At 66.6% G+C, this 25282-nt stretch carries 20 protein-coding genes, 2 tRNA genes, 1 pseudogene and 1 riboswitch; of the genes and pseudogenes, 3 read left to right on the plus strand and 20 right to left on the minus strand.

Features of this window, described 5'->3' with window-relative positions:
- Positions 1-60: 60 nt before the first annotated feature.
- Positions 61-2394, minus strand: coding sequence for a 5-methyltetrahydropteroyltriglutamate--homocysteine S-methyltransferase (gene metE, locus ACFUTU_RS19285; protein WP_377967230.1), 2334 nt, complete (start codon positions 2392-2394; stop codon positions 61-63).
- 80 nt (positions 2395-2474) lie between these two features.
- Positions 2475-3440 carry a methylenetetrahydrofolate reductase gene (locus ACFUTU_RS19290; protein WP_377967233.1) on the minus strand — a complete coding sequence of 322 codons (966 nt, stop codon included), beginning with the start codon at positions 3438-3440 and terminating at the stop codon, positions 2475-2477.
- A gap of 675 nt (positions 3441-4115) precedes the next feature.
- Between ACFUTU_RS19290 and ACFUTU_RS19295 the strand changes: the two genes are divergently transcribed.
- Together ACFUTU_RS19295 and ACFUTU_RS19300 are read left to right on the plus strand one after the other, a co-directional pair.
- Positions 4116-5192, plus strand: coding sequence for a hypothetical protein (locus ACFUTU_RS19295; protein WP_377967235.1), 1077 nt, complete (start codon positions 4116-4118; stop codon positions 5190-5192).
- Positions 5193-5282: 90 nt separating this feature from the next.
- Positions 5283-5480 (plus strand): hypothetical protein, encoded by a 198-nt coding sequence (locus ACFUTU_RS19300; protein WP_003800990.1) that lies wholly within the window; start codon positions 5283-5285, stop codon positions 5478-5480.
- A 3-nt stretch (positions 5481-5483) separates the two neighbouring features.
- Here the strand turns inward: ACFUTU_RS19300 and ACFUTU_RS19305 are convergent, their stop codons facing one another.
- The 18 genes and pseudogenes from ACFUTU_RS19305 to ACFUTU_RS19390 form a co-directional block, all read right to left on the minus strand.
- Positions 5484-6737 carry an ROK family transcriptional regulator gene (locus ACFUTU_RS19305; protein WP_377967237.1) on the minus strand — a complete coding sequence of 418 codons (1254 nt, stop codon included), beginning with the start codon at positions 6735-6737 and terminating at the stop codon, positions 5484-5486.
- 123 nt (positions 6738-6860) lie between these two features.
- On the minus strand, positions 6861-8009 hold the full coding sequence (locus ACFUTU_RS19310) for a class I SAM-dependent methyltransferase (protein ID WP_377967239.1): 1149 nt from the start codon (positions 8007-8009) through the stop codon (positions 6861-6863).
- A gap of 65 nt (positions 8010-8074) precedes the next feature.
- A pseudogene (locus tag ACFUTU_RS19315) lies at positions 8075-8823 on the minus strand (FAD-binding protein).
- 165 nt (positions 8824-8988) lie between these two features.
- Complete coding sequence (locus ACFUTU_RS19320; protein WP_377967241.1) at positions 8989-9648, minus strand: hypothetical protein; 660 nt, start codon at positions 9646-9648, stop codon at positions 8989-8991.
- Between the two features lie 204 nt (positions 9649-9852).
- Positions 9853-10377: a hypothetical protein gene (locus ACFUTU_RS19325; protein ID WP_377967243.1), complete on the minus strand. Its 525-nt coding sequence runs from the start codon at positions 10375-10377 to the stop codon at positions 9853-9855.
- A gap of 138 nt (positions 10378-10515) precedes the next feature.
- Positions 10516-10591, minus strand: a tRNA-Ala gene (locus ACFUTU_RS19330).
- A 199-nt stretch (positions 10592-10790) separates the two neighbouring features.
- Positions 10791-10863, minus strand: a tRNA-Ala gene (locus ACFUTU_RS19335).
- A gap of 133 nt (positions 10864-10996) precedes the next feature.
- The gene (gene rsfS / locus ACFUTU_RS19340; RefSeq protein ID WP_377967245.1) at positions 10997-11398 is read right to left on the minus strand and encodes a ribosome silencing factor; all 402 of its coding nucleotides are present in this window, start codon (positions 11396-11398) and stop codon (positions 10997-10999) included.
- 46 nt (positions 11399-11444) lie between these two features.
- Complete coding sequence (locus ACFUTU_RS19345) at positions 11445-12791, minus strand: hypothetical protein (protein ID WP_377967247.1); 1347 nt, start codon at positions 12789-12791, stop codon at positions 11445-11447.
- 7 nt (positions 12792-12798) lie between these two features.
- Entirely contained in the window at positions 12799-13530 is a 732-nt protein-coding gene (nadD, locus tag ACFUTU_RS19350; RefSeq protein WP_377967249.1) for a nicotinate-nucleotide adenylyltransferase, read from the minus strand.
- Positions 13469-13693 carry a hypothetical protein gene (locus ACFUTU_RS19355; RefSeq protein ID WP_377967251.1) on the minus strand — a complete coding sequence of 75 codons (225 nt, stop codon included), beginning with the start codon at positions 13691-13693 and terminating at the stop codon, positions 13469-13471. Before ACFUTU_RS19355 ends, nadD begins: the two co-directional genes overlap by 62 nt.
- Positions 13694-13771: 78 nt before the next feature.
- Positions 13772-15121, minus strand: a complete 1350-nt coding sequence (locus ACFUTU_RS19360) for a glutamate-5-semialdehyde dehydrogenase (protein WP_377967253.1) — start codon at positions 15119-15121, stop codon at positions 13772-13774.
- A gap of 25 nt (positions 15122-15146) precedes the next feature.
- Positions 15147-16244 carry a glutamate 5-kinase gene (gene proB, locus ACFUTU_RS19365; RefSeq protein ID WP_377967262.1) on the minus strand — a complete coding sequence of 366 codons (1098 nt, stop codon included), beginning with the start codon at positions 16242-16244 and terminating at the stop codon, positions 15147-15149.
- A gap of 64 nt (positions 16245-16308) precedes the next feature.
- Positions 16309-17898: a GTPase ObgE gene (gene obgE, locus ACFUTU_RS19370; protein WP_377967254.1), complete on the minus strand. Its 1590-nt coding sequence runs from the start codon at positions 17896-17898 to the stop codon at positions 16309-16311.
- A gap of 117 nt (positions 17899-18015) precedes the next feature.
- The gene (rpmA, locus tag ACFUTU_RS19375; protein WP_003803426.1) at positions 18016-18279 is read right to left on the minus strand and encodes a 50S ribosomal protein L27; all 264 of its coding nucleotides are present in this window, start codon (positions 18277-18279) and stop codon (positions 18016-18018) included.
- 59 nt (positions 18280-18338) lie between these two features.
- Positions 18339-18647, minus strand: coding sequence for a 50S ribosomal protein L21 (rplU, locus tag ACFUTU_RS19380; RefSeq protein WP_079596325.1), 309 nt, complete (start codon positions 18645-18647; stop codon positions 18339-18341).
- A gap of 327 nt (positions 18648-18974) precedes the next feature.
- Entirely contained in the window at positions 18975-20531 is a 1557-nt protein-coding gene (locus ACFUTU_RS19385) for a bifunctional hydroxymethylpyrimidine kinase/phosphomethylpyrimidine kinase (protein ID WP_377967256.1), read from the minus strand.
- Between the two features lie 20 nt (positions 20532-20551).
- Positions 20552-20648: riboswitch (TPP riboswitch) on the minus strand.
- Between the two features lie 111 nt (positions 20649-20759).
- Complete coding sequence (locus ACFUTU_RS19390; protein WP_377967258.1) at positions 20760-24101, minus strand: Rne/Rng family ribonuclease; 3342 nt, start codon at positions 24099-24101, stop codon at positions 20760-20762.
- Between the two features lie 457 nt (positions 24102-24558).
- Between ACFUTU_RS19390 and ACFUTU_RS19395 the strand changes: the two genes are divergently transcribed.
- Entirely contained in the window at positions 24559-25239 is a 681-nt protein-coding gene (locus ACFUTU_RS19395) for a vitamin K epoxide reductase family protein (RefSeq protein ID WP_377967260.1), read from the plus strand.
- Positions 25240-25282: the final 43 nt, after the last annotated feature.

Consider the following 25282-nt stretch of genomic DNA (forward strand, 5'->3'; position numbering starts at 1 on the left):
ATGTCACCGGATGGTGACATCCCGCCGTCGGCGTCTCAAGCCCGATCAGCGGCTACATTCCTATTTTGCGCCTTCAAGCAGTTCCGCGCGGACCGTCCTGGTAGCAGCGACCAGGTTGCGCAGGGACGCTTCGGTCTCGGCGTAGCCGCGGGTCTTCAGGCCGCAGTCCGGGTTGACCCAGAGCTGGCGGGACGGAACGTGCTTCACGGCGGTGCTCAGCAGTTCGGTGAGTTCCTGCTCGCCCGGAACGCGCGGCGAGTGGATGTCGTAAACACCGGGCCCGACGCCGCGGCCGAAGCCGTGGGACTCGAGGTCGTGGACGACCTCCATGCGGGAGCGGGCGGCTTCGATCGAGGTCACGTCGGCGTCCAGGCCGTCGATGGCATCGATGATCACACCGAACTCGGAGTAGCACAGGTGGGTGTGGATCTGCGTGGCGTCGGCAGCACCGGCGGTGGCCAGGCGGAAGGAGTTGACGGACCAGTCCAGGTAAGCGGGCTGGTCGGCCTTGCGCAGCGGGAGCAGTTCGCGCAGGGCGGGTTCGTCAACCTGGATGATCCTGATGCCGGCAGCTTCGAGGTCAGCGATTTCATCGCGCAGCGCCAGGCCCACCTGGTTGGCGGTTTCGCCCAGGGGCTGGTCGTCACGGACGAAGGACCAGGCCAGGATGGTGACCGGACCGGTCAGCATGCCCTTCATCGGCTTGCTGGTCAGGGACTGGGCGTACTTGGCCCACTCCACCGTGATGGGGGCGCTGCGGGTGACGTCGCCCCAGAGGATGGACGGGCGGGTGCAGCGGGATCCGTAGGACTGGACCCAGCCGTGGACCGTGACATCGAAGCCTTTCAGGTTCTCGGCGAAGTACTGGACCATGTCGTTGCGCTCGGGCTCGCCGTGCACGAGGACGTCGTAGCCGAGCTCTTCCTGCAGCTCCACAACGCGCTTGATCTCGTCCTTCATGAGCTGTTCGTACTGCTCGTCGGTCAGGGCGCCCGTGTTGTTCCGGGCACGGGCCGAACGGATCTCCGAGGTCTGCGGGAAGGAGCCGATGGTGGTGGTGGGCAGCGGCGGCAGATCCAGTGCTGCTTCCTGGGCAGCTTCGCGGACCGGGTACTCGGAGCGGTTGAAGTCCGCCGCGGTCAGGGCCTCGGTGCGGGCACGGACGTCGGCACGGCGAACGCCTTCGGCTTCGGCGCGGGAAGAGATGACGCGGGTAGCCTCGTCGATGGCCGGCTGGACACCCGCGGCGTCGGTCAGCAGGCCGGCCAGGGTAACAACCTCAGCGGCCTTCTGGTCGGCGAATGCCAGCCAGCTGCGGAGCTGCTCGGACAGCTGGGCCTCTTCCTCGACGTCGTGCGGAACGTGCTGGGTGGAGGTGGAGGTGCTGATGGCGAGCTTGTTGACGCTCTTCTGCAGCCCGGCAATCTTGTTGGCGGAAGCCTGCAGATCGTTGCGCCAGATGTTGTGGCCGTCCACGACACCGGCAACCAGGGTCTTGCTGCCCAGCGCGGCCAGCGCCGCAGAGGAGGGAACTTCGCCCTTGAAGACGTCGATGTGCAGGGCGTCGATGTTGGTGGCGGCAAGGGTGCCGAGCTGACCGTTCAGCGCGCCGTACGGCGTGGAAACGAACAGCTGCGGGCGGCTGGCCGAAGCGGCGAGCACCTCGTAGGCGCGGGCAACAGCTGCCTGGATCTCCTGCTCGGGGGTGTCCTGGTCCACCACCAGCGCGGGCTCGTCCAGCTGGACCCAGCTGGCGCCGGCGGCTGCCAGCTTTTCGAGCAGCGCGGTGTAGACGGGCAGGATGTCCTCGAGGCGGGACAGCGGGCTGAAACCTGCGGGGGCGTCGTCGGAGGCCTTGCTCAGGAGCAGGAAGGTGACCGGGCCAACGATGTACGGGCGGGTCTCCACGCCGTTGGCGAGAGCGTACCCGAATTCTTCAACGATGCGGTTGGAAGTCAGCGCGAAGTTGGTCTCCGGGCCGATTTCCGGCACGAGGTAGTGGTAGTTGGTGTCGAACCACTTGGTCATTTCCAGCGGCTGCTGTTCCTTGTTGCCGCGGGCCAGGGTGAAGTAGCCGTCGATGTCCAGCTGCCCCTCGGCGTCGAGGAGGTTGCCAAAGCGGGCCGGAACAGCGCCGACATGGGCGGCGGCGTCGAGCACCTGGTCGTAGAAGGAGAACGTGCCCGGCACCGCAGCGGCTTCGGTGAGGCCGAGTCCCTGCAGGCGCCTGGCAGTGCCCAGCTGGATTTCCTTGGCGGCGGCGTCGAGGGCAACGGCGTCGATCTTGCCGGCCCAGTAGGCTTCCACGGCCTTCTTCAGCTCGCGGCGGCGGCCGATGCGGGGGTAGCCGAGGATGGATGCGGACGGGAAAGGCGTGGCGTTCTTATCGGGCATGCGAAATTCCTTAAAGAGCCGTTGAAAAGTGTGAATGTCTCGGGGAGGAATACGGACAGCTTGAGAGCTGACGAAGGCGGTCAGCCGGCGAGCTGACGGCGGGCGAGCGCGTTGAGACGGTTCGTGGGGCGTGCCGGCCGGGCCAGCGAGAGCTTGTCCAGCACTTCAAGCGCGCTCTGGTGTTCGTTGAACGTGTAGATATGGAGTCCGGGCGCTCCGGCGTCCAGGGCCGCCTTGGCCAGGTCCACTGTTGCGCGGACGCCGATGCGGTGCCGTTCGGCGTCGGTGTCCGCCGCGGCCAGGCGCTCGACGAGCTCCGGTGCGGGCTCGACGCCGGCCAGTTCCCCGAGCCGCTTGAGCCTCCGCAGGCTCGTGAGCGGCATGACGCCGGGGATGATGGGGATGGTGACACCGGCCCGGCGTGCCCTGGTGACAAGGTCCGCGTACTGCTCGGTGCGGAAGAACACCTGGGTGATCGCGAAGTCGGCACCTGAGCGCTGCTTGGCGAGCAGCACCTCGACGTCATGGGCTTCGCTGGGTGATTCCGGGTGCCGCGTGGGATACGCTGCCACGCCGACGGCAACCTTGCCGGCGCACAGCAGGGCCGATCGCCGCTGCTCAACCCGGCGGATGAGCTCGATCAGGTCCTGGGCGTAGCGGAGCGAGCCGCTGACCGGCGCGTCACTGTCCTTGGGCAGGTCGCCGCGGAGGGCGAGGATGCCGCGGACGCCGGCGTCGAGCAGTTCGCCGATGATTTCGGCCAGCTCCGTCGGCGTGTTGCCAACACACGTCAGGTGGGCAAGCGGACGGAGGGTGGTCTCCAGCACCAGGCGGTTGACCAGGTCGACGGCGGTGTCCCGGTTGGATCCGCTGGCACCGTAGGTGACGGACACGTAGTCGGGGTCCGTGGCCTCGATTTCCCGGATGGTGGTCCACAGGGTCTCCGCGGCGGCGGGCGAACGGGGCGGAAACAGCTCGTAGGAGAGCGCCACCGGCGCGGTGTCGGAGAGGTTTGGATGTGTTTCAATAAGGCTTGGCGGTGACATTTGCGTCCTTGGCTTTGGGCCATTGAAGGCGGCGCTGCCTGGCTGAACACCCTGCAGCATGCGGTCAATGAATTTGAGTTTGGGAACACGGACGGACTTCGGCAGGGCGCAGCCGCGACTGTTGCGCCTGTAAAGAAGTCCACCGTGAGCAAATGTCAGGCCCACATGGGGGCACCCACACCCTCCTTGGCGGCCGGCAGGCGGCACATCCGCAGTGGAGGATCGCTGACACGTTACCTCGGTAGCTTGTATAGAACTCTAGAAGCCGACCGGGGCGCCTTCAAGCTGGCGCCGAATTAAGACGCCATTTTACGCCCGGCTGGATGCCCCCTTCAGAATTATCTTCGTCAAAAGGCCTCCCGGCGGCGATTGCCTCGCACGAACAGGTGCAGTCACCCCTTTTCAAACCGCTGAAATTAGTCCATTCTTTTGTCACGTCGTATCGGATTCGGCAAGGTCTCAGGTTGAGGAGGCTGGATGCTCCTTCTGGTTCTTCCTCGGTGAATCGTCCCGAGAGAACATAATCCGTGCCCGTCAAAACCCTGCGCCGCACCGCCCATGGTGCGCCTGCCGGCAGGGCGCGGTCAGCCAGCGTTCCGCTGCCGCCGGGCACGGCACTGACGGCGCGGTGGAAGTGCTGGAAGCCAGAGATCCCTACGGCGAAAGGCCATCGAGATGTTCCAGCTTTACAAACCAGCGCCTGCCAAATCATCCTCCCGCCCGGGCTCCGCCCTTGTGCTCCTCGTTGCGCTGGCCACGGTCACGTCCTGCGCCCCGCAGCAAAATACCTCCCCGCAGGTGACATCCGCCGCCCCGACAGCGACGTCGGCTCCGGCAACAACCGCCGCACCTGCAACTTCCGGGTCGGCCTCCCCTGGCGCCACCGGGACAGCCGCCGCGGATGAATTCTGTGGGCCGGGCTCCCGGATCAACTTTGACGCCTCCCAATTCCAGTCTTCCCCCAACGTGGACAACAAGTGGTTCCCGCTGAAGCCCGGCATGCAGTACACCACGACGGGCAACGTCAAGAGTGCCGAGGGAACCATCAAGCGGACGGTAACCCACTCGGTGACGGGGCTGACAAAGGTGATCGACGGCGTCAAGACCCAGGTCCTGTGGGACCGGGACTACGCCGACGGTGAGCTGGTGGAATCCGAACTTGCGTTCTTCGCCCAGACCAACAGCGGCGACGTTTGGCTGTTCGGTGAATACCCTGAGGAATTTGAAAACGGGAAGTTCACCGGTGCGCCGGCCACCTTCATCCATAGCCTGGACGACGCCCAGGCCGGCATCGCCATGCAGGCAAACCCCCAGACCAACACGCCCAGTTACGTCCAGGCCCACGCGCCAAGCGTCGATTTCCTCGACTGCGGCCAGGTCTTCAAGCAGAACGATCGTGTGTGCGTTGCGACGGGCTGCTATGACGATGTGCTGGTGATTGACGAGCGCAACCCGCTGGAACCTGCGGTGGGACACCAGCGTAAGTTCTACTCCGCCGGAACCGGGCTGGTGAAGGTAACGGCGGTGGGCGGCACGGACCAGGAGACGCTGGACCTCGTCAAGGTCGAGCAGCTCACCGACGCCAAGCTGAAGGAGATCAACCAGGAGGCGCTCAAGCTGGACAAGCATGCCTACCAGGTCAGCAAGACCGTGTACGCCAAGACGGCCCCGGCCGAGGTTGCCACTGAAACCTCCGGGCCCGCCAGCAGCCCGGCCACCGGCGACAGCCCGACGGTCCAGCCCGGTTATTAGGCAACACAGCGTCCAACAGTGGAAAGGGTGCCCGGCGGGAGGTTGCCGGGCACCCTCCCTTTAGCCCATGATCAGGTCTATTCTGATGCCATGATCCAGCTACCAGCCAGCTACGAGGAATATCTCGTTGGCAAGGACCCGAGCTTCGTTGACATGGTCCGTCCGGTCCTTCTCCAGTCGGCAGCGGACCAGCTGCATGGCGTCCGGGTGCTCTTTGTCCCCCGGGGACACCAGGCCCACCTGGACGACACGATCCCCTACGGGACGATCGTCGAAGACATCGACTGAGGCTTAGCCTTCCAGCAGCAGCCGCTGGGCCCGGGGCGCAAGGGTGTGTTCCAGGACCAGGCAGGCAGCGCCCACAGCCCCCACGTCCTCCCCTACGCCGGTTCCCACCACTTCGACGGCGTGGATGTTGCCGGCATCGCTGCTTTGCTGGATGAGGCCCGGGACCTTTTCCAGGTAGCGCGCGGACAGCAGCGGCCAGAACGGGCCGCCGAACACCACCCGGTCCACGTCCAGGATGTTGGCCACCGCTGACGCCGCACGGGCCACCAGTTCAGCCGACTTGTCGATGATGGCAGCCGCAGCGCTGTTGCCGGCGTCGGCCGCTTCGCAGAGCATCGCGAAGCGCTCCTGCACGGCTGAGCCTGTGGTGGCGCTTCCGGGCTCATCCAGGATGCCCGCTGCCTGGGCCTGCGCCACGAGAACCTGGGGAATGCAGGTGGACTTGACACAGCCGCGCAGGCCGCAGTCGCAGGGGGCACCATCCGGGTCGACAATGAGGTGGCCGATCTCGCCGGCATTTCCCGATGTGCCTCGGACAACCTCGTCGTTGAGGACGATGCCGCAGCCGATGCCTGTTCCCATGTACATGAAAACGAAGCTGCCGGCTCCGCTCGCGCCGCCTGCCCAGGTTTCGGCGACCGCGGCACTGGTGACGTCCTTATCCATCAGCACCGACAGGCCTGTGGCCTCGGCCAGCGCGTCCCGGAGCGGAACACTGTCCCAGCCGTCCAGGAGCGGGGGCTCAACCACCGTTCCGTTGTCGTGGTCGATGGGACCCGGTGCCGCGACGCCCAGCCCGGCGATCTTGGCCCGGTCCACGCCGGAAGCCTCAATCAATTTGTCAACTTCCGTGGCGATGGCGGTAATGACGGCCTCGGGGCCGGAGCTGTCCGGCATTTTTACGCTGGAGTGCTGCACGACGGCGCCCAACAAATCAAGCACGACGAACGTGCCAACGGCGGGGTCCAGGTGCACGCCGACGGCGTACATGCCTGCCGGGTTAAGGCGGAGAATGGTGCGCGGCTTGCCGGGGCCGCTGCCTTCCTTGCCCGCCTCGACGATGAGGTTCTGGTCCAGCAGCCGGCGGGAGATGTTCGAAATGGTTTGGGGGGACAAGCCGACTATCTGAGCCAGTTCCACGCGGCTGAGACCGCTGGCGGCGCGACGGATCGCGTCGAGAATGACAGTCAGGTTGAAGTCGCCCATTCGGGGCAGGTTGGTTCCGCGCCTCGGCGAGGGCTGGCGGATCTCGGTCAAGGATTCCCCTAACATTCTTTGTTGGCCATTCCCCCAATGTCTGAATCGTACGTTACGCCCCGGGTAACGGGTACGCCCCACGCGCACCATGGTGCCGGGACGTTCGACGCCGGTGGGCGCGGCTCATCCCGCGGCCCGCCTGACGCTGGTGGTCACGATGAATTTGGGGTTCCGTCCCCGCACCGTGGTGGGACCAACCAGCCGCTCCAGGGCGGGCAGATGGTGCAGGTGACGGTTGAACACTGTCCAGAGCTGGCCTCCGGGGGCCAGCACGCGGCCCGAGGCCTCGAACAGTTTGAGCCCGGCGCCGGCGTGGACGCTGGAGCCGAGGTGGAACGGCGGGTTCAGGAGGATCACGTCCGCGCTTCCGGCGTCAAGGGTGCTCATCGCGTCGTCCTGGATTGCCCTGATGCTGGCGGACAGGCCGTTTGCCCGTGCGGTTGCCCGCGCCGAGGCCACTGCGGCCGCGGACCGGTCGGTGGCGAGAACCTCGGTTTCGGGGTGCCGGCGGGCGTACATTGCTGCCAGGATCCCGGTGCCGCAGCCCAGGTCGACGGCCCTTGCGCCGGCAGGAATCTCCGGCAGGAAGGTCAGCAGGAACCGCGTTCCTATATCCAGGCGGGTGCCCGCAAAAACGGCCCCGTGCGCAGAGATGTCGAGATCCAGTTCCGCGTTGTGTTCGGTCACGGGGTAGGGCGGGTCCCCTTCCGGGCGCACCGGCCCGGAGGCGATGAGCAGCCGCGACTTTTGCCGGGCCAGCTGCGGCTGGACCGATCCGAAGTACTTGCCCAGCACGCCATTCATGCCCAAGGACATGTGTTTCACCCGGCCGCCGGCAAGCAACACAGCGTTGGCCGGCGCATGCCGCGCAACGGCGTCGGAAATCTCTTCGAGTTCGGCGAGCGTCTTGGGCAGCTGCAGCAGGACCAGGTCCGCGCCGGACAGCAGTTCGGTACCCAGTGGCAGCTGGGCAAAGCCTTCCGAAACTCCAAGCGCCGCGGCATTGTTGCGGAGGGCACGCTCCCCCGTCACCAGGTCCTGGTGCACCCTGACTTCGGCTGGGGCCGGACCGGCGGCGCCGGCCAGCAGCCCGAGCGTAAGCGCCCCGTAGTTGTCCCCGATGACGGCCACCGTGGTTTCCGGAGTGAGCAGGTCTGCAGCGGCGTCCAGCAGGAGGGAATCGGTGGCGTCCCATGCCTGGAGGTTGGCGGCTTCGACGTCAGGGTGCCTGCGGAGCGAGCCCAGGATCTGCCTAAGACCGGTTTCTGTCACGTCTTGCCGCCGCCTCTTCCCTGTTGGTTGCCCGGGCCTGTTGGTTACCAGGGCAAGGATCAAATCTACCGTGGATCGGGCACGGCTGCCGGTGCCGCCAGGAGCTTGAGGATCCCGGTCACCGCTGCCCGCCCGGCGCGGTTTGCTCCGATGGTGGACGACGACGGGCCGTAGCCCACCAGGTGTACGCGCGGCTCGGCGGCCACCTGCGTTCCGTCCATCGCAATGCCGCCGCCGGGTCCCCGCAGGTGCAGCGGGGCAAGGTGCTGACCACGTACAGTTGCCGACCCGCGAAGGTGAACTGTCCCGGATAAATGGGCCAGAACGGCCTGGTCCAGGTGCCGGTGGCGCTGATGACCGCCCGGGCCGACCAGCCGCCGTCGGACGTGGTGACCATGAGCCGCCCTGCCGGGTCTGCATCCTCACGTTCAACGGCGAGCACCTTGACCGGGCGCTCGACGGCCAGCCCTATCCGGCGCTCATACGCGTCGAAGTAGCGGCTCAGGAAGGCCGAGCTCGGTTCCGACGGGTCCACGACGGGCTGAGGCATCCCGGGAAGATCGCTGATGCCGTTGACCGTGGCCATGACCAGGGTCTTCCACCGGTGCCGCCAGGCCCCGCCCGGCCCGTCCTCGGCATCCAGTACCGCGTAGGTCAGTCCGGGGCGGGCCGTCGCTCCAGCATCCTCCGGCTGGCCCGGGGCCGCTGCGGGCATGAATCCGCGGCGGGCCAGGTGAAAGGCTGCGGAGAGGCCAGCCTGTCCTGCGCCGATGACGACGACGTCGGCCTTGCGGACCGTGCCGCCGCTTAATATCCGCTCCACCTTCACATCCTAGGGTCTTTACCCCCAGGGTCTTTTGTTCCAGGCTGCACGCCGGTGGCACACGAGGGTCCTCCGGCACCAAGGTGCAGGAGGACCCTCCGGGCCGTATGTCGATTCAGTTGTCTGCCGGTTTATCCGCCAGCGTTGCCGTCGGGGTCAGTCGTCGCTGCCGTGGCCGCCGCTGCCGCCGCTGTCATCGCCGGGCTCCACGCCCTTGCGGTCTCCGCCCTTGTCGTCACCGGGTTCGGTGCCGGTCCGGAGGCCGCCGTGGTCATCGCCGGGTTCTGCCACCCGCGGTGCCTGATCGGAGCGCAGGCCGCCGTTGTCGTCGCCGGGTTCGGGTGTGGTGCGGAGACCGCCCTTGTCGTCACCCGGCTCGGGTGTGGTGCGCAGGCCGCCCTTGTCGTCGCCGGGTTCCACGGAGAGGGAGCCGCTGCCGACGAAGTTCTCCGCGGGCGCTGCCGCCGCTCCGCCATTGTCGTCTCCGGGCTCGCGGCCGGTCCGCAGGCCACCGTTATCGTCGCCTGGTTCCGCGGGCTTGGAGGCTTTCTTGGCCGCTTTCTTGGCCGCCGAGGCCTTCTTGTCATCGGCTTTCTTGTCATCAGTCGTCTTCGCGCTGGCCTTGACGGAAACCTTCGCTGAGCTGACGGCGGGGGCCGGGGTTTTGGTGGCAGAGTCGTCCGCTACGAGGACACTCCTGGCGTCGTCGGTGGTACCGGCGTTCGAGTTGCCAAGTGTCTGGCTGGTGGCGAAGGCGGCACCTCCGGTGAGGAAGATGCCGGCGACGGACAATGCGAGGGCTGCTCTTGTTTTCATGGCTCCACAGTAGGAATCCGCCGTCGAGGATAGGTGCAGGGGTAATCAAAGACTTGTCCAAGATTGCCCCTGCGGTTCTCCCCTCCCGGCGGCCCTCCGGCAGACCCGCAGACACGGCAAAACGGCGCGCCGACAGGCTGCGGGTTAAGCAGCGCCGACCTGGGCGGCAACTCGCACACGGAAATCTGTGCGCAGGCCGGGGGATCAGTCGTCGGCGCCGTGGCCGCCGCTGTCATCGCCCGGCTCGGGGGCCTTCCGCAGGCCACCCTTGTCATCCCCCGGCTCCACGCGGACCACACCGCCCTGTACAGGGGCGGGCTGAACAGCCACCACGCCGCCGCCCGCTCCGCCACCCGTTCCGGAGGACGGCGGCGCCGCAACGGTACCGGGGGCAGTTCCGGGCACGCTGGCGGGCGCGGACTTTGCCGGACCGGGCTTCGCCGCGTTCTCTCCCCCGGCTTTCGAGGAGCCCGGCTTGGCGGCGGCGGATTTCGGTGGCGTGGACGCCTTCTGCCCACCGGCTGCTGCGCCTGTTGGCCGAGGCGTGGCCTTCGGTCCTGCTGTGACGGGAGGTGGGGGCGGCACGGCGGCATTGGGCAGCAGAACGGTGTTGGCACTTCCGGTGCCCGTGGGCGGAACGCTGAGCACCTGGGTGTTAACAGCAAGCGCGGCAGAGCCCGCCGCGAGTATCCCTGCAACGGACAGGACTAGGGCCGCTCCCGTTTTCATGGCTCCACTGTAGGGCCAACGCAGAAAAGAAGGGGCCGGCGAATATCCAAGATTCGTCAAAGATTTCCAGCGCAGACCGTGTGGGACTTAACGAAAAAACCGCCGGATCATGGTTGTTTCCATAATCCGGCGGCTGCTTGGTGGAGCTGAGGGGACTCGAACCCCTGACCCCCTGCATGCCATGCAGGTGCGCTACCAGCTGCGCCACAGCCCCAAGCTGTTCCCTTCGGAATCTTTGTGTTTTCCCGAAGCAACCCGACCAGCGTAGTCCAGAATTCCTCAGGAAGCTAATCGAGAGCATATGGCTTCGATCACACCGGGCGGAGGCCGGGATCAGCGGTAAAATTCGCAGCACCGCCTCCTGCGGAAACAAAAAATCCGCCGGAATCTTTCGATTCCGGCGGATCATCCGGTGGAGCTGAGGGGACTCGAACCCCTGACCCCCTGCATGCCATGCAGGTGCGCTACCAGCTGCGCCACAGCCCCGTATTCTTGCTGCTTCGAACCTCAGGCCGCAGCCTTTAGGATCCGTTCTTCTGTCCGGATCTCTCCGAAGCAACTCAAATATCTTAGAACAGCGTTTCCGAAAATTCCAAATCGGGCATATTCGGAGCAGCAGCTACTCCTGCTCAGCGGCAGCAGGAGCCTTTGCCGAGGCGTCATCTCCGAGCTGCAGGTCCACCACCGGGCAGTCCTTCCACAGGCGTTCCAGGGCGTAGAAGACACGGTCTTCCTCATGCTGGACGTGGATAACGACGTCGGCGTAATCCAGCAGCACCCACCGGCCAGCCGAACGGCCTTCCCGGCGGACCGGGCGGAGATCCTGTTTGAGGAGTTCCTCCTCAATGCCGTCAACGATGGCGTTAACCTGGCGTTCGCTGGGCGCGGAGGCGATGAGGAAAACATCCGCGAGGGCGAGGCGTTCGCTGACGTCAAGCGCGACGATGTTCTGGGCAATTTTGTCCGCCGCGGCCCTGGCTGCGTGCCGGGCTACGGTGACGGACGATTCGGATGCGGTCACGGGACTCCTTGTGCTGATGAAGCGTAGATGGTGGTACTGGATGAAGTCAGCGTGAAAGGCCGCTGATGATCATGATGACGCCGGCAACGAGGGCGATAGCGCCGAGCGCCAGGACGCCAAGCTGAATCAGCCGCAACCGGTTGGCGCGGGCAAGCCCGGCGGTGGCGGCGTCCAGGGGCTCCAGCCCGTAGGCCGACTTCGCGGACACCGGCGGCAGCGCTGCAACGTCGTCGCCGGACTCCTCCGCCCAGGCCGCATCCTGCCGGGCACCGGCTGGCGGCGCGGCAGCTGAACGGGCCGCCGCTTCCGCACGGGCTATCACCCGCGAACGGCCGGTGGACGGATTGCTCGGGCGTGCTGCCTTTCCCGGCCGGTTGCCCCGCACCGGGACCCGCGGACCGGGGTTGGTCACCACGGGGACGTGCGAAGTGGCCGGCCGCTTCATGACGGGACGGTCCACGCCCGGCACCTGTTCGAATTCCAGGGGGGTCACCATGGCCAGGTTGCTGGCAGTGGACGGGCCGTTTTGCCCGTTCTGCCGGGGGGCGTTCTTTTCGGCAAGCTTCTGCTTGGCCATGGCCCGCTTGTTGAGCACGGCCGCCCGCTCGGCCAGGGCAATCTGCTGGGCCAGGATTTCCGGGTCCACGGCTTCGGGGTCAGTCGCCGCGATGTGCTCCATCTTGGCGATCTGGTTCTTGGCCTGTTCGGCGAGAAGGGCACGGGCCTCGAGGGCCTGCTCCACCGTCATGCCTTCGGGCAGCTCGCCTTCGGCTGGAAGTGCGGGTCCGGCCGGCACTGAGGGCCGTGCAGCAGGACCGTTGCCGGGCTGGACTGCGGGCTTATCCGCAGGCGGCTTGGAGGCAGGCGGCTTGGATGCAGCCGGCTGGGCCGGTTTGCCGGTTGCGCCGGCCGGACTGCCGGACGCGGAAGCCGCCGGCTTCCCGGTGGTGGCACCGCCGTCGGCCGCCGGCACCACAGGCATTGCCGACGTGATCGCCTGCTCTTTGAGCTGCATCAGCCGAAGCTGGCGGCGGGTGGGCGGGCCCCCGCCGGAGAGCTGCTCTTCCTTCTCCGCCAGCTCCTTGATGGTCCTCAGCGCCGCCCTGTCACGGGCGCGGATCTGGGAGGAGCGCTGCGCAGCCGAGCCGGCGGGCGGTGAATCCACGGGGCCCGGGGCGGCGCGGCGCACGCGGCCTGCGGGCTCTTCGGTTTTGCGGTCGCCGGCAGCAGGCGAAGAGCCATCCTTTACGGGAGCCTTTGCGACAGGCGGCTTTGAGGCAGGGGCCGTCTCGCCGGCCCCCGGCGGGGCGGCGTTCCGGTTCTTGGCCAGGGCTTCATCCCGGGCCTTGCGCAGTTCTCGGCGGCTGCGGATCGGTGGCTGTTCCTGACTCATCTCAAACTCATTCAGTGCTGGCTGGATCGTTTGTCTCGGTGGTTTCGGAGCTGCTGTTACCGGCCGGTGCGGCGTAAAGCCCGTATTTCGCGATGTACTGCACCACTCCGTCCGGCACCAGGTACCACACAGGGTTGTGCTCGGCAACGCGCGCGCGGCAGTCCGTGGACGAGATCGCCATCGCGGGCACCTCCAGCAGGCTGACGTCCTTTCGGCCCATGCCGTCGAGCTCATGGCCCGGCCGGGTCACCCCCACGAAGTGGGCCAGCGACCACAGCTCGTCGATGTCCTTCCACGACAGAATCTGTGCCAGCGCATCAGCGCCGGTGATGAAGAACAGGTCGGCGTCGGGCCGCTGTGTCCGCAGGTCGCGGAGGGTGTCGATGGTGTATGTGGGACCGGGACGGTCCACATCAACCCGGCTGACGGTGAACCGCGGGTTCGATGCCGTGGCAATCACCGTCATCAGGTAACGGTGCTCAGGCTCGCTGACCTTCTTGCTTGACTTCTGCCACGGCTGGCCGGTGGGCACGAAAACGACTTCATCGAGGCCGAACTTCGCGGCCACCTCGCTCGCGGCCACAAGGTGGCCGTGATGGATGGGATCGAACGTCCCGCCCATCACGCCCAGCCGCAGCCGGCGCTGCGTGTCCCTGTGGTGCAGTGCGGCGGAAATCTTAGTGGCCCTGGCCGTGGTCGTGCTTGTTGGGGTGCTGGCGGTGCGGGTCGGCGTGCTCATCCACCGCGGTGTGGCGGTTGCCCAGGTTGGTGTAGGAGAGGGTGACGAACATCAGCACCACGAAGATGGCGAACATCACGATGCCGAAGACCCACGGCTCAGCCCACAGGGGCGCCCTTTCCTCGTGTTCGGCAACTGACGCGGCAATCTGCTGGAACAGCATTTTCTCCCCTAGGAATAAAAGGATGACGACGGCGGAGATTCCCGCCGGTCCGGACTTCTTTACTATGTTACCGCTATGTCAGGAGCGGACTTGGCCCTCGCCCTGGACAATCCACTTGGTGGTTGTCAGCTCGGTCAGGCCCATCGGGCCCCGGGCGTGGAGCTTCTGCGTGGAGATCCCGACCTCGGCACCCAGACCCAGCTCGCCGCCGTCGGTAAACCGCGTGGACGCGTTGACGATGACCGCAGCGGAATCGATTTCCGCGATGAAGCGCTCCGCGTTTCGCAGGTCATTGGTCAGGATCGCTTCGGTGTGGCCCGTCGACCAGGTGCGGATGTGCTTCACAGCGTCGTCCAGGCTGTCCACCATGGCGACGGCCAGGTCGAGGTCCATGTACTCGGTGGCCCAGTCCTCATCCGTGGCGGGCAGTGACTCGACTGACTCGGGGAGAGCTGCCCGGACGCGGTCATCGGCGTGGAGGCGCACACCCGCCTTCGCCAGCGCTGCCGCGACTGCGGGCAGGACCGTGGAGCCGGAGTGCACCAGGAGCGTCTCCACCGTGTTGCAGACGCTGGGCCGCTGGGTCTTGGCGTTGAGGAGAATCTCCACCGCCATGTCTTCACCGGCTGACTCGTCGATAAAGATGTGGACGTTCCCCTCCCCCGTCTCGATGACCGGCACGGAGGAGTTGTTCACAACGGTCTGGATCAGTTCACGGCCGCCGCGCGGAATCAGCACGTCGACGCGTCCGCGGGCACGCATGAGCACATTGGCGCCCTCGCGGCCGAACTGGTCCACGGTCTGCACGGCGTCCGCAGGCAGGCCCACGGACTCCAGTGCTTCGCGCAGCACACGGATGAGGGCTTCGTTGGTGAACGCTGCCGCAGAACCGCCGCGCAGGATCACGGCGTTGCCGCTCTTGAGCGCCAGGCCGGCGATGTCCACTGTGACGTTCGGGCGCGCCTCGTAGATAGCGGCCACCACGCCCATGGGAACGTTGACCTGGCGCAGGCGCAGGCCGTTGGGGAGCGTCTGTCCGCGCACCACATTGCCCACGGGATCGGGCAGCCCGGCCAGGTTCTCCAGGGCTGCGGCGAGGGCGGCAATGCGGGTGTCGTTAAGGGTCAGCCGGTCCAGGAGGGCCGCGGAGGTGCCGTTGGCCCGGCCTGCTTCAAGGTCCCTGGCGTTCGCGCCCAGGATCTGCTGCTTGTTCGCGAGCAGGGCGCTGCCGATGGCACGCAGGGCCTTGTCCTTCCAGGCCCGGTTGGCGCGGGCCATGCTGCGGGCAGCCTGGCGGGAACGGTCGGCGATCGCGTAAACGGCAGATTCGATCTCTGCCGGTGTGGGCTGGCTGTCTGCCGGCAGGGTGGGGACCTTCGTAGCGTCGTTGGATGTCTCAGCTGCTTGGTTCATCAGTGCCTCAGTCATCATTCAAGTCTAGGCGAGCCGGCGCCTAGACCAGAACCAGGTCGTCAACGTGAACAACTTCGCGGTCGAACCCGCGGCCCAGTGCTTCACCCAGCTCCACTGTGGACCGTCCCAGCATCTGCGGCAGTTCGGCCGCGGAGTAGTTCACCAGTCCGCGCGCAATGACGGTGCCGTCGGGGGAGACCATTTCGACGGCGTCGCCGCTCTCGAAATTGCCTTCGACCGACGTAATGCCGGCGGGGAGCAGCGAGGTGCGGTTGTCCCGCACTGCCCGGACGGCGCCGGCGTCCAGGAACAGCTTGCCCTGCACATGCGCGAGGTGCGCCAGCCACATCATCCGGACGGACTTGCGTGCGCCGTTGACGGTGAACCAGGTGCCAACGTCCTCGCCGGCCAGGGCAGCCGCAGCGTTCGAGGTGGAGGTGACGAGGGCAGGGATGCCCGAATCCGCGGCCATGATGGCTGCCTCCACCTTGGTGACCATGCCGCCGGTACCCACGCCCGCCTTGCCGGTCCTGCCAATGGAGACGCCGTCGAGGTCCTCGGGGCTGTCGACCTGCGGAATCCGCTTGGCGCCCTTGGCGGGCGGACCGTCGTAGAGGGAGTCGACGTCGGACAGCAGCACCAGGGCATCTGCCCGTACCAGGTGCGCCACGAGGGCTGACAGGCGGTCGTTGTCGCCGAAGCGGATCTTGTGCGTGGCGACGGTGTCGTTCTCGTTCACCACAGGCACGACGCCAAGGTTCAGCAGCCGGTTGAGGGCACGGAAGGCATTCGTGTGGTGGCTGCGCCGCATGAGGTCATCGGCGGTGAGGAGTACCTGGCTCACGGTAACGCCGTGGGCGGCAAACGCATGCGTGTAACGGGCCATGAGCAGGCCCTGCCCCACGCTGGCCGCAGCCTGCTGGGTGGCGAGGTCGCGGGGCCGCTTGGCCAGTCCCAGGGGTGCCAGGCCGGCGGAGATGGCGCCCGAGGAGACGAGGATAATCTCGGTCCCGGCGTTGCACTTGGCGGCCAGCACGTCCGAAAGCTCGGTCAGTGCCTCCTCCGATATTCCGCCCTTGATGCTGGTCAGGGACGACGATCCTACTTTGACCACAATGCGGCGTGCCCTGGCGAGCATGCTGCGGTCGTCGGTCTTGGGTTCCTCGATGACAATTGCGGAAGTATCGGTCACGTGTGCGGGTTCACTCCTCATGTTCGGTGTTCAGTCCGCTCTCCTTCAGGGGCTGGGCTGCCCGGCGCGCGCTGACGGACTCCGTCCAGATGCCGGCCTTGCGTTCGGCTTCCAGTTCGGCCCGTGCCGCAGCCTTCGCCTCGCGCCGTTCCATCTGTTCCTCGCGCTTCTGGCTTCGGGTGGGACGGTCGCCGATGTCTGCGAACCGGACGTCCGTGCCGCGCGGCGAAGCCAGCAGCTCGGCCCCTGCCATCATGGTGGGCTCCCAGTCGAACACCACGCCGTCGTCCTCGCCGATCACCACAGTGTCGCCGGGCTTGGCGCCCTGCTTGAACAGCTCGGTTTCCACGCCAAGCTTGGCCAGGCGGTCGGCGAGGTAGCCAATGGCTTCCTCGTTGGTGAAGTCCGTCTGCTTGACCCAGCGAACGGGCTTTTCGCCCAGGACGCGGAACAGCGGCTCCAGGTTCTTCTCCTCGCGGCGGATCCGGAAACCGATCTCGTTGACTGCACGGGGCCGCAGTACCGGGGCATGTACCTTCGGCGGTGCGGTTTCCACGCTGTCGCGTGCGGCCTTGACGATCTCTGCCATGGCGAAGCCTAGCTGTCGCAGGCCCTCATGGCTCGTGGCTGATACCTCAAAGACACGGTAGCCGCGGGACTCCAGCTCCGGCCGGACGAACTCGGCCATGTCCTTGCCATCCGGGAGATCGACCTTGTTAAGGGCCACCAGCCGGGGGCGGTGGTTGAGCGGAACAACTTCGCCGTTCGAGCCGGCGTAGCTCATGTCCACCGCATACTTTTCGAGCTCGGTTTCGATAATTGCGAGGTCGGAGAGCGGATCTCGGTCAGATTCGAGCGTACCGCAGTCCAGGACGTGCACCAAAGCCGCGCACCGTTCGACGTGGCGGAGGAAGTTGTGGCCCAGGCCTTTGCCTTCACTGGCGCCCTCGATGAGGCCCGGAACGTCGGCGATGGTGAACCGGACGTCGCCGGCCTGGACCACGCCCAGGTTGGGGATGAGGGTGGTGAAGGGGTAGTCGGCAATCTTGGGGCGGGCGGCGGACATGGCCGCGATAAGGCTGGACTTGCCAGCCGAGGGGAATCCTACGAGGGCGATGTCGGCGATCGACTTCAGCTCCAGGACGATGTCGCTGGCTTCGCCCTCGATGCCCAGCAGGGCAAAACCGGGTGCCCGCCGCTTCTGGGACGACAGCGCGGCGTTGCCGAGCCCGCCCTGGCCGCCGGAAGCGGCGACGAATTCGGTCCCCTCGCCCACGAGGTCGGCCAGGACCTTGCCGTCCTTGGTCTTGACGACGGTGCCGTCCGGAACGGGCAGCACGAGGGTTTCACCGTTCTTGCCGCCACGCCAGTCGCCCATGCCGGGGCCGCCGTTCGTGGCGTGCCGGTGCGGCGCATGGTGGTAGTCCAGCAGCGTGGTGGTCTGCGAGTCGACGCGCAGGATGACGTCGCCGCCATTGCCGCCATTGCCGCCGTCGGGCCCGCCCAGCGGCTTGAACTTTTCGCGCTTCACGGAGACACAGCCGTGGCCGCCGGTACCGCCGGATACATGCAGTACTACCCGGTCTACAAAGCTCGCCACGTGAATCTCCTCTATTGCTGAATCCGGCCGTCCTGGACGTCCAAATCGATTGTAATGCGGTTAAAAGAACAGTGGAGCGAGCCATCATGGCCCGCTCCACCGGTTCAGAACTGGTTGTTACTCTGCAGCTGCAGCAGCAACGATGTTGACGACCCGACGGCCGCGGCGCGTGCCGAATTCAACGGCACCTGCCTGCAGAGCGAACAGGGTGTCGTCGCCGCCACGGCCAACGCCTGCACCGGGGTGGAAGTGGGTGCCGCGCTGGCGGACGATGATCTCGCCAGCGGAAACTACCTGGCCGCCGAAGCGCTTGACGCCGAGGTACTGGGCGTTGGAGTCACGGCCGTTGCGAGTGGAGCTCGCGCCTTTTTTGTGTGCCATTTGAAATGCCTGCCTTTAATTCTGGTGAAACTGCTGGAAACCTGGACAGTAACCGGAAGTTACTGGATGCCGGTGATCTTGACCTTGGTCAGTTCCTGGCGGTGACCCTGGCGCTTCTTGTAACCGGTCTTGTTCTTGAACTTCTGGATGACGATCTTCGGACCACGGAGGTCCTGGAGGATCTCAGCCGTAACAGTCACCTTGGCCAGGTCCGCAGCTGCGGAGGTGACCTTGTCACCGTCTACCAGGAGCAGCGCGGGCAGCTCAATGGTGCTGCCAGCTCCACCGGCGACGCGGTTCAGGGTAACGAAGTCTCCAACAGAAACCTTCTCTTGGCGGCCGCCTGCGCGGACAATCGCGTACACCACTTGGGAACTCACTTCTCTCGACGTTTATTACTAAATTTGCGTGCGGAACCCGGGTCCGGAAATTGGCCTGGTTCTCGCTGTGCCTCAACGCCGTGGATTGCCCGGGGGAACCCGTGAGCTATCCCAGGAACAAGCCCGACAGGGCGGTCCGGGTCATAACCCAAGTGTTGGCGTAAGCACCGAAGATCTAGAATACGCTAATTCCGACGTCGGCCGCAAATGAGGCTGGCACTGGCGGGTTGTCCGTGATAGGCGCCACAGGGGACGCCGTTCCGGACATCCGGTGCCGTGCGCGACCATCTTACCGGGTGCCGGGCGCGCTTCCGTTCAGCTGTGCCGGCTCGGCGCGTCGAAGAACTCCACCTCGTACCGGCAGGAGTGCCGGAAGGCGGTGACCATCGCTTCGCGCTCCCCCGCCGACGCGGCACGGCCGGCGTCATCCGCTATTTCGATGGCCCGCAGGGTGGCGGCAGCGAAGTCCTCGTCGGCGTAGGTCCGCAGCCACTCCGCATACGGGTGCCCGGCATCCGCCCCGGCGGCCAGGTACTCCGCGTGCAGGGTCTCCCCCACTTCGGCGTAGAGCCAGAAGCAGGGCAGGACTGCTGCCACCAGCACGGCGTAACTGCCTCCGGCCGAGGAAGCCAGCAGATGGTCGACATAGGACTTCGTGACCGGCCCCAGCTCCGTCTGCACCGTGCGGGTGCTGAGCCAGTTGCGGTGCAGTTCAGATTCAACTTCCAGGCATTGCTGGGACGACCGGGCCCAGAACAGCTGCTCGGCCTCGGTCGGGGCTAGTGCGCTGGCCCGCGCCAGGACGCGAGAGTAGCCGTTGAGGTAGATGGCGTCCTGGGCGAGGTAGTACGCGAATTCCTTCTCCGGCAGAGTGCCCCCGGCAAGCCCCCGGATGAAGCCCAAACCGTAGATGGCTTCCAGATGGGTGAAGGTCTCGGCACGCAGCAGTTCCGCGAATCCGCCCTTCGGTTCGGACTGGGCTGAACCCCCAGCCCCGGCAAGGTGGTGGAAGTGGTTGATCGGGCCGTTGCCGGCGCCGACCTCCAGCCCTCCGGAGGTCCGCAACGCCTCGGCCAGCCAGGGCTTGACCTCCCGCAGTGACGCTTCCCAGTCGCCCAGCCGCGCCTGCACGGCGGCCATGGCGGACGACAGCGAACATCCGGTGCCGTGGCTGTTCCGCGTGGCGATCCGCTCGCCGGCCACCTCCACCACTTCCGCGGACAGCAGCCCGGCGGTGTTGACGAGGGCGTCAGGGCAGGTGGCCCCGTTCAGGTGACCGCCTTTGACCAGGACCGTGGCACCGGTCCGCTCAGCGAGGCGTCTGCCCTGGTCCAGGGCGCCCGCCCAGTCCGCGGCCTCCGTTTCCCCGAGCAGCATGGCAAGTTCGGGAAGGTTCGGCGTGATCAGGTCCGCGAGCGGCAGCAGCTTCCGGAGTGCTGCCTCCGCAGACTCCTGCAGGAGCCGGTCACCGCTGGTGGCCACCATCACGGGGTCGAGAACCACGACGCCGGGACGCACGTTTTCGAGCCAGCTGCGGACAGCGGCGATCACCTTTTCATCCCCCAGCATGCCGATCTTCACGGCGTCCACTTGGATGTCGTCGCTGACAGCATCCAGCTGGGCTGACAGGAAAGATGCAGGGGGAACGTGGACGCCGCTCACGCCGGTGGTGTTTTGCGCCGTGAGGGCGGTGATCGCGGCCATGCCGTAGCCGCCGTGGGCGGCGATGCTTTTCAGGTCGGCCTGGATGCCTGCACCGCCGGACGGATCCGAGCCTGCGATGGCGAGGACCCTGGGAACCGCGCGAGCGGCCGGAATGGCAGTCGCTGCGTGATCCGGAAGTGAATTGGCGGCGGCCTCAGGAGCGGGCATGACCGATGCTGATGACAGTGCTGTCGACAAGAAGACATCCCTTCGCCGGTGCTAACCGGACAGGTTCAACGGGTTTGGATCTCAGCCGGCCCGTGCGCGGCACCCCGTGTCAGTCCTCCAGCCTAGCGGTTCCTTCGAAACATGGCGCTGATTCCGGCGTTTGCGACAGGAGGTCCGGCACCGCAGTCGCGGTACCGGACCTTCGGGCGGACCCAGGGGCCCGTCAACTCAGAGTTCCGAGGCGGGTACCCCAACTCCCAGAATGATCGGTTCACCGGCTGGCTGCGGAGCCGGCTTGGATGCCTGATCGTTTCCCGTCCCCGGCGCCTTAGCTTCGTGCGAGTGTCCCGCGGCGGCTGCCGGAGCGACCTCGTGGTGCTCCACGGAGGTTTCGTTGGCTGCACCCTGCGGGCGGCTGGCGCTCCGGTTGCGGCGCGGACGGCGCCCGCGGGATGTCCCGGCCGCACCGTCGGCAGGCTGGACGCCGGCAGGCCGGCCTTCCGGCTGACGGACCACCGGCTGGGCGGGAGCCGCTGGAGCCGGCGTTTCTTCCCTGGCCTCTTCCGTCGCGGCGGGGGCTTCCTTCTCGGCGGGAGCCACCGGGCTGCCGAGGTGCGCGAATGCCTCCTCCAGGCGGTCCAGTGTCAGGGCGGGTGCTTCCTTGGGCGGTTCTTCACTGTGGTCGACGAACGGAAGAATCACCTTCTCGCCACCGAACGTCAGGACTGCCCCGGGACGTCCGGAAACGCTTTCCGTTTCCGGAGCGCGGTGCACCACCGGGCTTTCCGGCGCGGCAGCTGCAGGTGCCGCCGGCCGCGCGGCTTCCCCTGATGCGGCGGCATTGTGCGCCGCCTCCTCATGCAGATGGGCGGCATGCGCGGCGGCTGCAATGTTGGCAAGGGCAGCGCGGGTGGCTTCAGCCTTGGCGTGGCGTTCTGCTTCCGACGGGTCAGGGTGGTGGACTGCAGCAGGGGCGGCTGGAGCACCTTCTGACTGCTGTCCGCCCTTGCCGCGGCGCCGCTTGCGCTCCGGCCGTGCAGGAGGCTGGACCTCCGCCCGGTGTACGTGGTGCTCTGCTGCCACGGTGTTGGCCCGGCGGTGCTCCACCGGCTCGTCATGGGTAACGACGCCCCGGCCAGCACACACCTCGCACTGCTCGCCGAAGACTTCCAGGAGTCCGGTGCCCATCCGCTTGCGGGTCATTTGTACGAGCCCCAGAGACGTCACTTCGGCCACCTGGTGCTTGGTCCGGTCGCGGCCCAGGCACTCGACCAGGCGGCGGAGGACCAGGTCGCGGTTCGATTCAAGCACCATGTCGATGAAGTCGATCACGATGATGCCGCCGATGTCGCGCAGCCGCAGCTGGCGGACAACTTCCTCGGCAGCCTCGAGGTTGTTCTTGGTGACGGTCTCTTCGAGGTTTCCGCCGCTGCCGGTGAACTTTCCGGTGTTGACGTCGACCACGGTCATGGCCTCGGTCCGGTCGATGACCAGGGAGCCGCCGGAGGGCAGGAACACCTTGCGGTCCAGCGCCTTGTGGATCTGCTCGTCAATGCGCCAGGCGGAGAAAATGTCCTCGTCCCTGGTCCATTTTTCGAGCCGGCCCACCAGGTCCGGGGCCACGTAGGTGACGTAAGCCTCGATGGTGTCCCATGCTTCGTCGCCGGACACGATCAGCTTGGAGAAGTCCTCGTTGAAGACGTCGCGCACAACCTTGATGGTCAGGTCCGGTTCGCCGTAGAGCAGTTCCGGGGCGAGGACCTTGGTGGACTTCGCCTGGCTTTCAATCCCCTCCCACTGGGCGCGGAGGCGGTTGATGTCGTGGGTCAGTTCCTCCTCGGAGGCCCCCTCGGCAGCGGTGCGGACAATGACGCCCGCGTCCTCGGGAAGGCGGTCCTTGAGGATGCGCTTGAGCCGGTTGCGTTCGACGTCGGGCAGCTTGCGGGAGATGCCGGTCATGGACCCGCCGGGGACGTACACGAGGTACCGGCCGGGCAGGGAGATCTGGCTGGTCAGGCGTGCGCCCTTGTGGCCCACGGGGTCCTTGGTGACCTGGACCAGGACGGAGTCGCCGGACTTCAGGGCGTTCTCGATCCGGCGCTGCTTGCCCTCAAGGGTGGCCGCATCCCAGTTGACCTCACCGGCGTACAGCACGGCGTTGCGCCCGCGTCCAATGTCGACGAAGGCAGCCTCCATGGACGGCAGGACATTCTGCACCTTGCCCAGGTAGACGTTGCCGATCAGGGAGTCCTGCTGCGTCTTGGAGACGAAATGTTCGGCCAGGACGCCGTCCTCCAGGACGCCGATCTGGATTCTGTCATCGCGCTGGCGGACGATCATCTGGCGGTCCACGGATTCCCGGCGTGCCAGGAACTCGGCCTCAGTGATGACCGTGCGGCGGCGCCCGGTATCGCGGGATTCGCGGCGGCGCTGCTTTTTGGCCTCCAGGCGCGTGGATCCCTTGACGCTGGTCACACGGTTGCTCGCCGGCGCCTCACTGATGGTCCGGGGGGCGCGGACACGGGTGACCGTGTTGGGCGGATCGTCTTCTCCCCCGCCGGTCAGTTCCAGGTCCTGGTCACCACGGCGGCGCCGCCGCCGGCGGCGGGACGTCACGCCGTCTTCCGGCTGGATACCTTCGTCTTCGGCGGCCTCGTCGGAAACGTCGGTTCCCTCCTCGCCGTCGGTGATCTCACGGTCGGAACGGCTGCGCCCGCGGCGTCCGCGGCTGCGCCGCCGGCGCCGGCCGCCGTCGTCCTCGAGCTCGTCCTCGCCGTCCTCGGCGGTCGCCTCCTCCTTGGCAGGGCGGATGACCGTGTTCAGGTCAGGCGCCTGGAAAATGATCGACGTGACGGACGCAGGCTCCAGGAAAAGCGAACCCAGAGGCGACTGTCCGGCTTCTTCCCCGGCCGCGGCCTCCTCGCCGGCAGGGGCTTCCTGCGCGGCGGCGGGTTCGGCAGCGGCGGGTTCGGCAGCGGCCGGTTCTGCCGGCGCTGTCTGCGCTTCGGGGGCGGGCTCTTCCGCCTGTCCGGCCACCGGCTCCGCAGCGGCTGCGACAGCAGCGCCCACCGCGGGGGCCACGGCAGACTCCGCTGGCTCTGCCGGGCTTTCGGCCTCGGCGGCCTTCGCCTTCGTTGTCCGGCGGCGGCGCACAGGCTTGGACTCCGCGGCAGGCTCCCCAGGAGCAGCCTCGGCAGCCGGCGAGGGGACCATCTGACCGCCGGCTTCCTGTGCCTCTATTTCAGCTCCGGCACCTTCGGCGAACGCGGGCAGCGGTTCCTCGGCAACCTTCTTCCGGGCGCGGGTCCGGCGCACCGGGGTCTTGACCGGGGCTTCCGCGGCGTCGGCTGCCCCGGTTTCTGCGGTGGATTCGGATGCAGCGGTTTCCGGCCCGGGTCCCCCGCTCAAGCCGTCGGGGGCTGCCGTTTCCGGCGCCGCCGTCCCGGCGTCAGCTGCTTTGGCCTTGGGGGCAGCCTTGCGCCGGGTCCTGGTGACCTTCTTGGGAGCCTCGGCGGCCTCATCAGCGGCGGCCGGTTCAACATTCTCGGCTATGACCTGGTCATTATCCATATGTGGCAACACTCCTGCCCCTGACATGCCGCCACATTCGGCACCCATTGGGGCACATATTGTCAAAACCCGCAGGCATTGACAGAAGTCAATTGGATACCAGCAGGCTCGCACCGGCAGTGGGGTGCGGCAGGCCTGACAGGCCGGCGGGCTTGTTACTGGAACCCGTTGTTTCTGACAACCACAACCAGGTGCCGTCCAATGGAAGGCGGGAGGCTGGATCTGCTTTCCGAAGCCTGCACCGCTGCTCATTGGCGGTCTTGGGAACAAGCCACCGGACTGGAGTTCGAATGTGGTTCGCGCTCCAGCCACGATTATTCTCTCATATTGCTGTTCAAATAAGCTGTAAGTGTGTGACAACGCCGGTCAATGCGGCCATCTGCGGCAAGTACAGGCTGTGTCAAGCTGGCGGCGATACAATCTGGGCAGGAGCACCCCAGACAAAGGACGCCATCCCATGCCACGCACTTCGCCTTCCACGGGCACGGACTACGAACAGGACCACCGGGACGGTCCGGCCCCCGCGGCTGCCGCCGGCGCCGCCGTTCCGGCCATCACACGGGACCGGCCGTTCGGCTGGCTGCTGGTGATCACGGGGGTCATCGGCTGGCTCGCGTCCGGGACCCTGGTGCTGGAGAAACTCGAGGTCCTCAAGGACCCCAACCACACCACCGTCTGCGACGTGAACCCGTGGATTTCCTGCGGCCAGGTGATGCAGACCTGGCAGAGCTCGGTGTTCGGCTTCCCCAACATGTTCATTGGCATCGTTGCCTTCGCCATCACCACCACCGTGGGAATGGCCCTGCTGGCGGGTGCCCGTTTCGCCCGCTGGTACTGGCTGGGGCTGCAGGCCGGCATCACCCTGGGGTTCATCTTTGTGGTGTGGCTGTGGTCGCAGGCGCTGTACGCGATTCACATCCTCTGCCCGTTCTGCATGATTGTCTGGGCGGCGATGATCCCGCTCTTCGTCTGGGTGACCGTGCGCAACGTCGTCCACGGCGCCATCCCCGCCCCGGCAGGCCTGGCCCGCATCGTGGGCGACTCCGGCTGGATCGTCACGGCGCTGCTCTACGTGGCCGTGATCGCGACGATCTTCTTCGCCTTCATCCAGGTGTTCGTCGGCACCTCGGGTTTCTAAGCAGACAAAAAAGCGCGAACTGGCAGCTAACGCCCTCAAAACC

This window comes from Arthrobacter sp. NPDC057388 (assembly GCF_042668165.1).
GTDB lineage: Bacteria > Actinomycetota > Actinomycetes > Actinomycetales > Micrococcaceae > Arthrobacter.

Excerpts from the sequence above, each read along its gene's own strand:
- metE (WP_377967230.1), bottom strand. The coding sequence starts at position 2,394 with ATGCCCGATAAGAACGCCACGCCTTTCCCGTCCGCATCCATCCTCGGC.
- ACFUTU_RS19290 (WP_377967233.1), bottom strand. The coding sequence starts at position 3,440 with ATGTCACCGCCAAGCCTTATTGAAACACATCCAAACCTCTCCGACACC.
- ACFUTU_RS19295 (WP_377967235.1), top strand. The coding sequence starts at position 4,116 with ATGTTCCAGCTTTACAAACCAGCGCCTGCCAAATCATCCTCCCGCCCG.
- ACFUTU_RS19300 (WP_003800990.1), top strand. The coding sequence starts at position 5,283 with ATGATCCAGCTACCAGCCAGCTACGAGGAATATCTCGTTGGCAAGGAC.
- ACFUTU_RS19320 (WP_377967241.1), bottom strand. The coding sequence starts at position 9,648 with ATGAAAACAAGAGCAGCCCTCGCATTGTCCGTCGCCGGCATCTTCCTC.
- ACFUTU_RS19325 (WP_377967243.1), bottom strand. The coding sequence starts at position 10,377 with ATGAAAACGGGAGCGGCCCTAGTCCTGTCCGTTGCAGGGATACTCGCG.
- ACFUTU_RS19345 (WP_377967247.1), bottom strand. The coding sequence starts at position 12,791 with ATGAGTCAGGAACAGCCACCGATCCGCAGCCGCCGAGAACTGCGCAAG.
- nadD (WP_377967249.1), bottom strand. The coding sequence starts at position 13,530 with ATGAGCACGCCGACCCGCACCGCCAGCACCCCAACAAGCACGACCACG.
- ACFUTU_RS19355 (WP_377967251.1), bottom strand. The coding sequence starts at position 13,693 with ATGCTGTTCCAGCAGATTGCCGCGTCAGTTGCCGAACACGAGGAAAGG.
- ACFUTU_RS19360 (WP_377967253.1), bottom strand. The coding sequence starts at position 15,121 with ATGACTGAGGCACTGATGAACCAAGCAGCTGAGACATCCAACGACGCT.
- proB (WP_377967262.1), bottom strand. The coding sequence starts at position 16,244 with ATGCTCGCCAGGGCACGCCGCATTGTGGTCAAAGTAGGATCGTCGTCC.
- rpmA (WP_003803426.1), bottom strand. The coding sequence starts at position 18,279 with ATGGCACACAAAAAAGGCGCGAGCTCCACTCGCAACGGCCGTGACTCC.
- ACFUTU_RS19385 (WP_377967256.1), bottom strand. The coding sequence starts at position 20,531 with ATGCCCGCTCCTGAGGCCGCCGCCAATTCACTTCCGGATCACGCAGCG.
- ACFUTU_RS19390 (WP_377967258.1), bottom strand. The coding sequence starts at position 24,101 with ATGGATAATGACCAGGTCATAGCCGAGAATGTTGAACCGGCCGCCGCT.
- ACFUTU_RS19395 (WP_377967260.1), top strand. The coding sequence starts at position 24,559 with ATGCCACGCACTTCGCCTTCCACGGGCACGGACTACGAACAGGACCAC.